Here is a 13,733-nt window from a genome sequence, read left to right on the forward strand (position 1 = left end):
TTAGCACCGAGTCTAACAGGCCCGAATAAGCCCGCTTACTATCTAGCGGGCTTGTTCTGTTCTCTTTTACGCCTGATAGCTTTGGTAAAGATGATAGATGGTTAGACCCGCTACCAGCTCATCGTACGTTGCCGGCCCCAGGTATTTCACCTGCTTTTGATATTCCGGCACCAAAGTAAAACTGGAATCTTCAAACCGGCCGTCACCGGCATATTCCAGATGGACAAAAATCGCCGGCCGACAGCATCCGAGCATCACAAACAGCTGTCCCTCGATCTCTGCCACTTCATAGTGCAGCCCCGGTTCGGCCAGCTCACATTGTTTAGGCCTTAGCGGCAAGTAGGTATTTTCAATCACCTCCTGACCAGAGGTCAGATGGACATGGAAAAATCCATCCGCTTCATGCCCCTCGAGATCTTCCGCCAGCCATTGCCAGGTAACCACGTTTTCATCCGGCTTGAGATAGGTATTCACCGGCTCCCGATAGAGAATTTCGCCCTGCCAGCTTTGCCATACCACTTCCCCTTTCAGTTCAGCGCTCTTACGGCTGTCGTTAATCAGGTGAAGGTCGATCCCCTTATCATTAGGGACAAAAGTCGCCAGCTGAGGCGCAAAGAAACGTCTTGCATGATAATGAAGCTGTTTCCAGCGACCGCTGTATTCCAGTGATGACCACGAACTGACTGGCCAGCAATCATTGAGCTGCCAGTATAAAATCCCTCGGTTCACCGGCTTATGTGCCCGCCAGAATTCACTGGCCGTTTTTATTGCCAGAGCCTGCTGCACCTGACTTAAATACAGCATATTGGCAAAGCCGATCGGAAAACGGAAGTACCGGGTAAACATCTCAGTAATTATCGAGTTACCGCGGTGACTCTTTTGATGCGACTCAAAACTTGGGGAAGTGATGTTCCAGTCTTTCTCCGGTACAAATGTCCGCACCGACGGCAATGATGGCCACGATTGAAAACCAAACTCAGAGCAGAAACGGGGCTTAACCTTCCGGTAGGTGTCGAGATCTTGACCGGAATGCCACACATCCCAGTAATGCATATCACCGCGGCTGTCATCATGCCAGGCATCGCCGAAATCAAGTTCGCCATTACACGGAGAGCTTGCCCAGAAACGGCGAGCAGGATCTTCAATGTTCACGACCTCAGCCAGTGCCCGGTTCAGGCGATCATAGTTGACCACATATTTTTCACGATTCTGGCGTGATTCCGGGTACCAGCCAATCGCACCGATCACTTCATTATCACCACACCACAATGCCAATGAGGGATGATCTTTTAGGCGCCTTACCTGCCACTGTACTTCCTCTTGGACTTCGGCAATAAAATCAGAGGTGGCCGGATAAAGTGCACACGCAAACATCAAGTCTTGCCAGACTAGCAGCCCGAGTTCGTCACAAAGTTGGTAGAAGATATCTTTTTCATACATGCCTCCGCCCCAGACCCGGAGCATATTCATATTGGCAGCAACGGCATCTTCGAGTAACTGGCGGTAACGCTGATTGTTCATCCGACTTGGCAGAGCATCCATCGGGATCCAGTTCGCTCCCTTGGCACTGATCGGCACACCATTGACCTTAAACACCATGCTCTGCCCGGTATCATCGTCGTCGGTACACAACTCTAATTTACGTAACCCGATTTTTTTATGGATTTGATGGCCATCAGCGATGACTTCCAACTCATATAAACGCTGCTTACCATAGCCTGCCGGCCACCAGCGTTTCGGATGATCGATCCGAAACAGCACTGTCGCCTGTTTCGATTGTCGATCTAAGGTTAAGTGATAGGTTTGCGCATCAAAAGTCACGGAGACTGATGCCAGCCCGGTAGTCGCCACGGCTTCATAGTGCACGGTGACCTCAACCTCACAGCGCCAGTCCTGCCAATTTTGCCTGGTACTGACATGGCTGATCCGGACATGTTGGATCGGTTGCAGTTCTATATCCCCGTACACCCCCATCACCGACAGGCAAATCCCCCAGTCCCAGCCGGTATGACACTGGGTTTTACGGATCGTATTCATGTGCGGGATTTGGTTATTTCCTTCGGCCCACGGCACTGGAAACGGTAATTTTTCAGCACGGGACTGAGCCGCCAAATCGGCTCGGTGTAGCACAATTTCAATTCGGTTAGTGCCCACTAACAAACAAGGTAAAATATCGACTTTATGGCGTAAAAACATATTGCTGAAATCGGCAACGGTATGGCCATTGATCCGAATTTCGGCAACGGTATCAAGGTTATCCAGCACTAAATCCATTGCATTGCAGGCTAACTCATTAGCCGTCAGCTCAAAGCTTCGGTAAACAACCCAGTCACACTGACTAACCCACTGCACTTTTGCTTCATTAATGGCCCAGTAAGGGTCAGAGATAATTCCAGCGTTAAGCAGGGCTGAATGGACATCACCGGGTAAGGAAACAGGTATATCAGAAATTGAAGAACGCTGTACACAGGTCAGTAACCACTGACCATTGAGTGAGATTGCCATTGCTAGCTCCGGGAATTAATACCAATTTTAACGGCGATATAGTAAGGCGGGAAAAAAGCAGATGTAGCGGATAAGCGCAAGATATAGCGCAATAAAATGTTTCAATCGCATCTCTGTGATCGAATTAAAACTTTTCTCTGTTCTTTTGGGGCAAAAACAAAAAAGCCGGCCTGTGCCGACTTTTTACATTACCGATTAGGCTTAATCTTCTTCAGGCTCATCTTCGTCATCTTCACCAGATTCGAAGTAAGTGCCCCAACCGTCGTAATCAATGTTGTGCTTTTCCGCCAGCGCAATCAGCTTTTCAGCCTGCTCATCAATTAACTCGGCGTTAAGTGCAGATTCCATCACGGCATCAAAACACACTACTTTACCGCCACCGTCTTCAGGTGCTAGCTCAAGCTCTTCAGCTTCAAGCACTTCAAAGCCCATTTTGAATGCTTCTGCTGCTGCAGCTTCCAGTTCAGCAAAGGTATCCGCTGAGAAGTGGTGCTCAATGGTATAAAGAGCTTCAGGTTCGCTGCCATCTTCCAGCAAAGCTGCAATAATATCGCGGGTTTCTTCCTTTTGCTCTTCAATCAGTTCTGCATAAGACATGGGGTAACTCCACCTATGGAATAAATTTTCACGCAAATATCGCACGGTTTGACTGTAATTACCATATGTTAGTCTGATGGCCGGGAAAAATTGATCCCTGTCAAAGTTCGGTGTGATTCCCACTTCAGTTTAATCACTTTTTCATTGATAAATTAAGTGAATAATATTCCAGCTTATGCACTTCCCCACGACTTCAAAATACGGGTTTTACAACCTAAAATCGCATAAGTACGCGGCCAAACCGTATTCTAACGAGTGATAAGTCGAGCGCCGCCTAAGACTTAGTCATAATCGCCATTATTGCCGCTGCATAATAACAATTACTTTTCAGCGCTCCATCAAAACATATTCACCCAGTTATTGGCGAGAAATACCCTAAAGGCTGATGGCCAGTGATTTTTCAGGGGGATCGCTGCCCTGAAAAAGTGTGAACAACCCCAAGGTTACGCAGGCAGTAGCAGTCTAAAATCAGGGCGTAAAGCAACAACAGACTCGGCGGCAAAGACTGCTGAGCGATAAGTATAAACTTAAGAGAGATATGATCATGAATAAATTCTATGCCGATTCCAAGGCAGAGCACCTACGCTGCATCACCGAGCCCATAGGGTACAGCAGAGCCTAACCCCCTTAACATCCAAGAACACTTTTACTAGGCCTATAGCTTAGCAAACTCTTTTACGCCAAATTCCAAACCTGGCGTGCTGGATCACACCTGAATGCTGAGATTAGGCATAGGGTGCAAGGAGACAATTATGACAACTCAAACGGTAACCAAGGAAGAAAAAGGTGGCTTTTTTGCCAACTTTAAATTCCCTTCCGCCTACACCATTTTATTTGCTCTGATCGCCATTGTGGCGTTGCTGACTTGGATCGTGCCTGCAGGTCAATACGACCGGGTAATGAACGAAGAACTAGGTAAAGAAGTTCCTGTAACCGGTACTTATAAAGCGGTAGAAAGCAATCCTCAGGGTGTTGTCGATATTCTGCTGGCACCGATTGATGGCTTCTATGATCACAACTCATATGAAGCAGCAGCAATCGATGTATCACTCTTCATCCTGGTCATCGGCGGTTTCTTAGGATTAGTTACCAAGACCGGGGCTATTGATGCCGGTATCGAGCGCGTTACCGCTCGCCTGCAAGGCCGCGAAGAGTTGATGATACCGATCCTGATGGCGCTATTTGCCGCTGGCGGTACAATTTATGGCATGGCCGAAGAATCACTGCCTTTCTATACCTTGCTCGTTCCGGTGATGCTGGCAGCACGTTTTGACCCGCTTGTCGCGGCGGCAACCATTCTACTGGGTGCCGGTATCGGTACGCTTGGCTCAACCATCAACCCGTTTGCTACGGTTATTGCAGCTAACGCAGCTGGCATCCCATTCACTGACGGTATCTTACTGCGCGTTGGAATGCTGGTGATTGGCTGGTTAATCTGTGTCGCCTACGTGATGCGCTATGCCAAAATGGTCCGTGCTGATAAGACAAAATCCATCGTTTATGACAAGTACGAAGAGAATAAAGCACACTTCCTAGGCAATCAGTCTGGTGAAATGCTGGAATTCACCACTACCCGTAAAATCATTCTGGCTATTTTTGCCGCTTCTTTTGGCATCATGATCTACGGTGTTGCAGTTGCAGGTTGGTGGATGGCTGAAATCTCAGGCATGTTCCTAGCGTCAACGATCATCATCGGCTTAATTGCGCGAATGAGTGAAGAAGAACTAACATCCAGCTTTATCGACGGTGCCCGTGACCTATTAGGGGTTGCTCTTATCATCGGTATTGCTCGTGGTATCGTGGTTATCATGGACCGCGGTATGATCACCGATTCAATCCTGTTCTCTGCCGAACAAGCCGTCACTGGCCTGTCATCCATCGTATTTATCAACGTGATGTACTGGTTGGAAATTTTACTGTCCTTCCTGGTTCCTTCATCTTCAGGTTTGGCTGTACTGACGATGCCAATTATGGCACCACTAGCTGACTTTGCAGGTGTGGGCCGCGACTTGGTTGTGACTGCATACCAGTCTGCTTCAGGTATTGTGAACCTGATGACCCCAACCTCTGCTGTTGTTATGGGTGGCCTGGCGATTGCTCGCGTTCCTTATGTACGCTGGCTGAAGTGGGTAGCACCGCTACTGGGTATTCTGACTCTACTCATCATGGCTATGCTGAGTATTGGTGCGATGATCTAACCTTAGGCTAGATTTCTACCTCTGATAAAACCGCCGGACGGCGGTTTTATCATTTCTTCACGTCTTGTTTTTCTCGCCTCAGAGCACTTACCGCCTTCGAGGCAACCCAACCAATCAGCCAACCCGCTTTGATGTCAAAGACACATAAAACGGCCCTTCGCTTCTGCGTATATTGCCCTTAAATTGAAGGGCTCATCTCACTCTCAATTCTGTATATTGAGAGTTATTCGGTATTATTATCCCTAATTTAATTTCAACCTCATGATAATGAAAATTTTCTTAACCATACGATGAAAAATAATCACAGCCCTCCATAAAAAGATTATTTAACCCATTAATAAAACCCAATTAATAATAGAGAATAACCACACACACAATTAATCAACCCATCAAAAAGACATGTATTAAAATTACAAAAACAGTAAAATGAAAAATAAAAAGAAAAAATTTGGTTACTATTCCATTAACAACTTAAGTTTATTTAGATAGACAACCAGTTTAATTGCATAAGTTCAACCCCAGGACATATCAATAACCTGAACCCTTTTGAATAAAATTTCACGATATAAAAAATAAAGGATTAAAAACAATATCTTACATAGGGTTTAGTAATTTTAAAGGTAATAACCCAACATAAAAAACCATTAATGAAAACTACCTACAGATGCATGAATAATGTTAATAGAACCGACACCTTAGGTAGTCGTGTTAATAAGTAAAGTGTGACCGGGATCTTAGACTACTATTAACTTAAGAGTAGAATTAAACCCAGAAACGAAACGAAGAATTAAATTAAAATATTAATCTCTTCGAGACAAACAAATAAAGCTAACGATATTACGTTGGCATAAAAATAGAGAGATACGATCATGAGTAAGTTCTATGTAGGTTCTGAAGTAGGTCAATTACGCCGCGTTCTTATCCACCGTCCAGAGCGTGCGCTAACGCACCTAACACCTTCTAACTGCCACGAGTTATTATTTGATGATGTATTAGCCGTTGAGCGTGCAGGCGAAGAACATGATGTATTCGCAAATACGCTTCGCGAGCAAGGTGTAGAAGTTATGCTTCTTGGTGACCTTCTAGCAGATACGCTGGCTGTACCTGAAGCGAAAGAATGGCTTCTTAACACTCAAATCTCTGACCACCGTTTCGGTCCGGCTTTCGCCAATGATGTTCGCTGCTTCCTAGCTGACCTGTCAAACCAAGAGCTCGCTTCAATCCTACTTGGCGGTCTAAGCTATGCTGAGCTGCCTGTTCAGTCATCATCAATGATGCAGGCTATCCACGAGCCTAATGACTTCATCATTGAACCATTGCCAAACCACCTATTTACCCGTGATACCTCTTGCTGGGTATACGGCGGTGTCTCTATCAACCCAATGGCAAAACCAGCTCGTCAGCGTGAAACAAACCATGTTCGCGCAATTTATCGCTGGCACCCAACCTTCGCCGGTCAAGACTTCATCAAGTACTTCGGTGACGAAGAGAAAATCTACGACAACTCGACTATCGAAGGCGGCGACGTACTGGTTATCGGTAAAGGCGCTGTACTTATCGGTATGTCTGAGCGCACAACGCCACAAGGTGTTGAACAGCTGGCTTCTAGCTTGTTCAAGCACGGCGAAGCGAAGCAAGTTATTGCTATGCAGCTTCCTAAGCACCGCTCTTGCATGCACTTAGATACTGTAATGACACACATGCGTGAAGACACTTTCTCTGTTTACCCTGAGGTTGTACGTAAAGACGTTCAATGCTGGAGCCTGACAGGTGACGAGTCTGGCAAAGTAAGTGTTAAAGAAGAAGGTTACTTCGTTAATGCAATCGAAAAAGCGCTGGGTGTAGGTCAATTGAACCTTATCACGACTGGTGGCGACAGCTTCGAAGCTGAACGTGAGCAGTGGAACGATGCGAACAACGTTCTGACTGTGAAGCCTGGCGTGGTTATTGGCTATGAATGCAACACTTACACCAATGAAAAATATGATAAAGCCGGAATCGAGGTACTTTCAATTCCAGGAGATCAACTAGGCCGTGGTCGTGGTGGTGCTCGCTGCATGAGCTGCCCAATCGAACGTGATGGTATTTAAGTCTAACGGCTAATACCTGACACCACACAATATGGCCGGTATCAACGCATATCGGCCAATAAGAAACAAAACCAAGAGAGACGATCCCATGACCAAGCAAACTGTTGTTGTTGCACTTGGTGGTAATGCCCTATTACGTCGCGGCGAGCCACTAGAAGCAGATATCCAGCGCCAGAACATTGCTACGGCAGCAAAAACCATCGCTGAAATCGCGAAAGAATATAACGTCGTGTTGGTACACGGTAATGGCCCGCAAGTTGGCTTACTGGCACTACAAGGGTTGGAATACAAAAAAGTAAGTCCATACCCACTTGATGTACTGGGTTCACAAACCCAAGGCATGATCGGTTACATCTTAATGCAAGAACTGAAGAACATTCTGCCAGAGCAGAACGTATCTTGCATGCTTACGCAAATGAGCGTTGATCCAAACGATCCCGCTTTTGCTGACCCAACCAAGCCTATCGGCCCTGTTTACAATGAAACAGAAGCCCGTGAACTGGCAGAAAAATACCACTGGACAATAAAAGCAGATGGCCAGTACTTCCGTCGTGTCGTACCGAGCCCACAGCCTATCGGCATTATTGAAGATGACGCTATTACGACCCTGATCAAACAAGAGCACCTGGTGATCTGTACTGGCGGCGGCGGCATCCCGGTGAAGAAAGAAAATGGCAAGCTTGTTGGTGTAGAAGCGGTGATTGACAAAGACATGTCAGCAGCCTTCTTAGCGAAACAACTTAATGCCGACGCACTGTTAATCCTGACCGATGCAGATGCTGTATTCCTCGACTGGGGTAAACCAACGCAAAAAGCACTGCGTAACACAACCCCGAGCGAATTAGCGCAATACGAATTTGATGCGGGCTCTATGGGTCCGAAAATTGATGCCTCTTGCGAGTTCATCAAACAAGGCGGCAAGTTAGTTGGTATTGGCTCACTGGAAGCGGGGTTACGCATCCTTAAAGGTGAAGCTGGCACAAATATTATCTCAGAATAACAGAATAGTTATTCACAACAACCCAATAATACGATAAACAATATATATTGAAGGCCGACACTTCGCATCGTCATAACAAAGACCGTGCGTCGGCCAGAGAGATACCGATTATTAAGAGGAAAACATCATGGCTTTTAACCTTCGCAACCGTAACTTCCTAAAATTACTAGACTTCACTCCACGTGAAATTCAGCACATGCTAGAACTAGCCGCTGAGCTTAAAAAAGCGAAGTACAACGGTTACGAGCAGCCTCGCCTGACTGGTAAGAACATTGCGCTGATCTTTGAAAAAGCGTCAACGCGTACTCGTTGTGCATTTGAAGTTGCTGCATATGACCAAGGCGCTAACGTAACTTACTTGGGCCCATCGGGTTCTCAAATCGGTTACAAAGAGTCAATGAAAGATACCGCACGCGTTCTTGGCCGTATGTACGATGGCATTGAATACCGTGGCTTTGGCCAGGAAATCGTTGAAGATCTTGGCGCTTACGCTGGTGTTCCAGTATGGAATGGCCTGACTGACGAGTTCCACCCGACTCAAATCCTGGCTGACTTCCTGACTATGCAAGAGCACGGCCGTGGCAAGCAACTGCATGAAATGACTTTCGCTTACCTGGGCGATGCACGCAACAATATGGGTAACTCCCTAATGGTTGGTGCTGCGAAAATGGGTATGGACATCCGTCTGGTTGCTCCTAAAGCATTCTGGCCTGAAGCTGAGCTAGTTGCCCAGTGTCAGGAAATTGCAGAAGAAACGGGTGCGAAAATCACCATGACTGAAGACGTTCAAGAAGGCGTTCAAGGTTGTGATTTCCTATACACTGACGTATGGGTATCAATGGGTGAAGCGAAAGAAGCATGGGCTGAGCGTATCAACCTAATGATGCCTTACCAAGTCAACATGGACATGCTAAAAGCAACCGGCAACCCACATGTGAAATTCATGCACTGCCTGCCAGCTTTCCACGGTGAAGACACTGTTGTTGGTAAAGAGCTTGCTCAAGAATACCCAATGCTTAAAGACGGCGTTGAAGTAACGGATGAAGTAGTTGAATCTAAGCACTCTATCGTATTCGACGAAGCTGAAAACCGTATGCACACTATCAAAGCAATCATGGTAGCAACACTGGGTCAGTAATCGACTCTCTTGAGTTTTAAAGATTCGACGTAGAACCCCTTAAAGCTCTTATAATTAATGCCATCCTTCGGGGTGGCATTTGCATTTATTGCCACAATGAAAACCACACCACTACTGTGATTAATCTTTATTTTCAAAGCCTTAAAGCCAAAAATCCCATTTACAGGGAAAACTCACGCTTGCATAAAATCCCACAAAATGAATACTTCAGGCAAACGCTTGCGCTCACAGGAAATGGGCGTATAATCCTTCGCAATTTGTCAAAACAGAGTTAAAAAATGAACCAGGCAGTTAAGCACAACTTGACTCACAATCGTCGAAAATCGGCGGTGGTTTTATTTTTCTGTTTTTCCGATTTTAAAAAAAGCCTCCTTTTTCAAGGGGGCTTTTTTTTGTCTGCTTTTTGCGTGAAAGCCGACAACTTTAAACGTTTATCTGGCAGAAATTACATTCGATGAATACATTGGATTAAAAGGGCACCAGAAAGGGTTTAAAAACATTTCTATCAGTTATCTATTATAGGGAAGAGAAGCCATGGCGAACTCGTTGTTTCAAAAACACATCATCTCCATTCCGGAATTAAACCGAAGTGAACTTGAACTTATTGTTGAAACTGCTGGAAAGTTAAAAGCAGAGCCAAATCCAGAACTACTTAAAAATAAAGTCGTGGCGAGCTGTTTCTTTGAGCCATCAACACGGACTCGCCTCTCTTTCGAAACCGCAGTACAGCGCCTGGGGGGAACCGTTATCGGCTTTGATAACGGTGGTAACACATCCCTGGCAAAAAAAGGCGAAACACTGGCTGACTCAGTGCAAGTCATTTCTTCTTACGTGGATGCTTTTGTCATGCGCCACCCGCAAGAAGGTGCCGCACGTCTGGCCTCTGAATTCTCTAACGGCGTACCGGTTATCAACGGCGGCGACGGTTCTAACCAACACCCGACCCAAACGCTGCTGGATCTGTTCTCTATCTTCGAAACCCAAGGTCGTCTTGATAACCTTAACGTAGCATTTGTGGGGGATTTGAAATATGGCCGCACAGTCCATTCACTGACCCAAGCGCTATCGAAGTTTAGCAACATCAACTTCTTCTTCGTTGCACCAGAAATCTTGGCCATGCCAGATTATATTTGCGAAGAATTAGACCAGGCAGGTATCAACTACAGCCTTCACGCCACCATGGAAGAGGTGCTCCCTCAGCTGGATGTTCTGTATATGACTCGCGTTCAGAAAGAACGGTTTGACGAATCAGAGTACGCGCACATGAAGGCCGCATACATCCTGACGGCCCCTATGCTGGCTGAAGCACGCGACAACCTGAAGGTATTGCACCCATTACCACGTGTCGATGAAATTACCGTCGACGTAGATAAAACCAAGCACGCTTACTACTTCCAGCAAGCAGAAAACGGTGTTTACGCACGTGAAGCACTACTGGCACTTGTACTGAACGAACAACTTTAAGCAGGAGATGACAGCAATGACTAAGGAAACTCAACTACAAGTTGAAGCAATTAAAAACGGTTCTGTTATCGACCATATTCCCGCTAACGTGGGGATCAAAGTACTGAAACTGTTCCAGATGCACAAAACCAACCAGCGTGTGACTGTCGGTCTTAACCTGCCGTCATCAGCATTGGGAGCCAAGGATCTGATCAAGATTGAAAACATCCTCCTCAGTGAAGACCAGGCTAACCAGCTTGCCTTGTATGCGCCTAACGCAACCGTTAATCAGATTGAAAATTATGAGGTGGTTAAGAAGCTGACACTGTCGCTCCCAGAGTTCGTTAATGCGATTTTCAAGTGCCCGAATAGCAACTGTATTACCCATAATGAGCCTGTTGACAGCAGTTTTAGTGTCACCGCGAAGAAAGAAGATGTACAACTCAAGTGTAAATACTGCGAGAAAGTCTTCTCACGCGAAATTGTCACCGAGCGTAACTAAAGAGCCGTCGCACCGCACATAAGGCTTAAAGCCGGTTCATAATAAAAAAGCCAGCCCATTATTGAGCTGGCTTTTTTCTCACATCCGAGACACTCCCCTTCAGGCAGCAACTCCTACCTTTGAATTAACTCTTATAAAACCTGATTCAGCCCCTATCGCAGCAACGCTGAACCAAGTCTTTTCAAAGGACTGTAGCATGAAGTTATTTATTGTTTTTTCCTTGTATACATTGACTGCACGCATGATGGCCGCCATATTCCTTGCGGCGGCAGTTACCGGCTGTGTCACGACCAATGGCCCGATCAGCCGCACGCCCGCCAATAATGCTAATCAATTAGTGGTCATTGGGGTGCCCATATTACTGGGCGGATTTGGCTCATCCGTACCTATCAACGATAGCTATCAGATTACCGCCAAGCACGTTGCCCGCTTGTCATGGGATCTTGATGTCATTCACCACCCGTACTGTGATTTGTCCTTAATACGCACTTCTTCTCAGCATGTACCTGACTGGGGGCTGATCTATCCCGACCAGAAGGTCACCCACGAAGGACACTCTTTACTGGGTGGCAGCATCAAAGGTGAAGGGAAATACCTGCAGGATGTTATTGATACCAATACCGACTGTCTTTATTCACTCAGCGATGCCCCGGTAATGTCCGGAATGAGCGGCGGGCCCGTATTCAATGAAAGCGGCGAAATCGTTGGCATTACGGTGGCGATCGTGCATAACCCGGAAGATCTCACGAACTTGCGCCCTGCCGAGCGCTATAGCCAATTTGTCCCTGCGACCTTAATTTTTGACTGGCTCAAACAACTTGGTATCGATACGTCTTATGCCATGCCTGATCTCGCTAACGTACAAGTTTCCTCTTATGTCAATCAGTTAAACCAGCAACAAGCTCGTCAGCCTGAACCCCAGGTGGCTCAGGCAATCCCGTCAAAGTCCATAATAAGCCGTTATAAAAACAACAATAAAAGTCTCACAAATTAAATGGGATATAATTCTTGTTTTTGCTAATGCTGCCAGATTATTGTTTGGTGACAAGGGTCAAATTACCCCGTTAAAGTTACTGTTATTATCCTTATGCAGGATTATGCAACACTTGCATAATTGCTGGGCCATAAAACAATAATGATACGATCTTTGTACCCAATAATAAGGAGTTGCCCGTGAATGGATACGATATACACGGTGCGATAGATGCGGCGGCAGTTGATGAAAGCATCATGACTGCGTGTAAACGCCTACTGCAACAGCAAAGCTTTACCACCCAGGATGATATTCGCCACCGACTCATTGCGCTCGGTTACGACGATGTCAGCCAGTCAACAGTATCACGCCTGCTCTCTCGACTTGGGGTGGCGAAGGTTCCTAATGCCTACGGCAAAAAAGTGTATTGCCTGACGGTGGAAAATGAACCCGTACAGGTTAGCTCATCCATTGCATCACAAATTGAATTCATTACCCATAATCAGCTGGTTGTGGTGGTAAAAACCCACCCCGGCGGCGCACAACTGGTCGCCCGTCTTATCGATATCCAGCCACATGATGAGATTTTAGGGACTGTCGGCGGAAATGATACGGTAATGGTTGCTCCTAAAGATATCAGCCGTATTGAAGAGTGCGAAAAAGTCGTCAAAGCACGGCTCGGTATCCCCGTTTAATTGGGTATCAGCCCCTTGACCATCACACTTTTCTCTTTGATATATGCCATAACACAGCGGCATCAAACCCTTTGACCTGAAAGCCGTTGCGCTGCAAACTAGGACGCCAGTATTAACGACTGGCATGACTACCCACGTTGTGAATGACTTAATAAGGATAATCAATGACTCAAGTTCTACATACTGATCAGGCTCCAGCGGCTATCGGCCCTTATGTTCAAGGCGTTGATCTCGGTAACATGGTGTTGACTTCCGGCCAGATCCCAGTGAACCCGGTTACAGGTGAAGTCGCTGAAGCTATCGCAGAGCAAGCTCGTCAGTCACTGGACAATGTAAAAGCGGTTGTTGAGTCTTCAGGCCTGAAAGTTGCTGACATCGTTAAAATGACCGTTTTTGTAAAAGATCTCAATGACTTTGCAACCGTAAATGAAGTATATGGTAAGTTCTTCGATGAACATAACGCCCCTTACCCGGCACGTTCATGTGTTGAAGTGGCACGCCTGCCTAAAGACGTAAAGATCGAAATCGAGGCTATTGCTGTACGCAAGTAACCCGGTTCAGATCCAAAAAAAGCTGCCTCTGGCAGCTTTTT

General features: G+C 46.3%; 11 protein-coding genes. 9 read left to right on the forward strand and 2 right to left on the reverse strand.

Features of this window, described 5'->3' with window-relative positions:
• Nucleotides 1–66: 66 nt before the first annotated feature.
• Together AC2204_RS13850 and rraB are read right to left on the reverse strand one after the other, a co-directional pair.
• Nucleotides 67–2,505, reverse strand: coding sequence for a beta-mannosidase (locus AC2204_RS13850; RefSeq protein ID WP_318926272.1), 2,439 nt, complete (start codon nucleotides 2,503–2,505; stop codon nucleotides 67–69).
• A 201-nt stretch (nucleotides 2,506–2,706) separates the two neighbouring features.
• Nucleotides 2,707–3,102, reverse strand: a complete 396-nt coding sequence (gene rraB, locus AC2204_RS13855; RefSeq protein ID WP_318926273.1) for a ribonuclease E inhibitor RraB — start codon at nucleotides 3,100–3,102, stop codon at nucleotides 2,707–2,709.
• Nucleotides 3,103–3,854: 752 nt separating this feature from the next.
• Here rraB and AC2204_RS13860 point away from each other — a divergent pair.
• The 9 genes from AC2204_RS13860 to AC2204_RS13900 all read left to right on the forward strand — a co-directional run bounded on the left by AC2204_RS13860 (nucleotide 3,855) and on the right by AC2204_RS13900 (nucleotide 13,692).
• On the forward strand, nucleotides 3,855–5,300 hold the full coding sequence (locus AC2204_RS13860) for a YfcC family protein (protein ID WP_318926274.1): 1,446 nt from the start codon (nucleotides 3,855–3,857) through the stop codon (nucleotides 5,298–5,300).
• Between the two features lie 869 nt (nucleotides 5,301–6,169).
• Nucleotides 6,170–7,390 carry an arginine deiminase gene (gene arcA, locus AC2204_RS13865; RefSeq protein ID WP_318926275.1) on the forward strand — a complete coding sequence of 407 codons (1,221 nt, stop codon included), beginning with the start codon at nucleotides 6,170–6,172 and terminating at the stop codon, nucleotides 7,388–7,390.
• 88 nt (nucleotides 7,391–7,478) lie between these two features.
• Nucleotides 7,479–8,390: a carbamate kinase gene (gene arcC, locus AC2204_RS13870; protein ID WP_318926276.1), complete on the forward strand. Its 912-nt coding sequence runs from the start codon at nucleotides 7,479–7,481 to the stop codon at nucleotides 8,388–8,390.
• A gap of 127 nt (nucleotides 8,391–8,517) precedes the next feature.
• Nucleotides 8,518–9,528 carry an ornithine carbamoyltransferase gene (locus tag AC2204_RS13875; protein WP_318926277.1) on the forward strand — a complete coding sequence of 337 codons (1,011 nt, stop codon included), beginning with the start codon at nucleotides 8,518–8,520 and terminating at the stop codon, nucleotides 9,526–9,528.
• Nucleotides 9,529–10,062: 534 nt separating this feature from the next.
• Nucleotides 10,063–10,992 (forward strand): aspartate carbamoyltransferase, encoded by a 930-nt coding sequence (gene pyrB / locus AC2204_RS13880; RefSeq protein WP_318926278.1) that lies wholly within the window; start codon nucleotides 10,063–10,065, stop codon nucleotides 10,990–10,992.
• Between the two features lie 16 nt (nucleotides 10,993–11,008).
• Nucleotides 11,009–11,473 (forward strand): aspartate carbamoyltransferase regulatory subunit, encoded by a 465-nt coding sequence (gene pyrI, locus AC2204_RS13885; RefSeq protein ID WP_318926279.1) that lies wholly within the window; start codon nucleotides 11,009–11,011, stop codon nucleotides 11,471–11,473.
• 196 nt (nucleotides 11,474–11,669) lie between these two features.
• A complete protein-coding gene (locus AC2204_RS13890; protein WP_318926280.1) occupies nucleotides 11,670–12,467 on the forward strand; it encodes a serine protease in 798 nt (265 codons plus the stop codon).
• 236 nt (nucleotides 12,468–12,703) lie between these two features.
• Nucleotides 12,704–13,141 carry an arginine repressor gene (locus tag AC2204_RS13895; protein ID WP_318926378.1) on the forward strand — a complete coding sequence of 146 codons (438 nt, stop codon included), beginning with the start codon at nucleotides 12,704–12,706 and terminating at the stop codon, nucleotides 13,139–13,141.
• 164 nt (nucleotides 13,142–13,305) lie between these two features.
• Nucleotides 13,306–13,692 carry a RidA family protein gene (locus tag AC2204_RS13900; RefSeq protein ID WP_318926281.1) on the forward strand — a complete coding sequence of 129 codons (387 nt, stop codon included), beginning with the start codon at nucleotides 13,306–13,308 and terminating at the stop codon, nucleotides 13,690–13,692.
• The last annotated feature ends 41 nt before the right edge of the window (nucleotides 13,693–13,733 follow it).

This window comes from Photobacterium sp. (assembly GCF_057456235.1).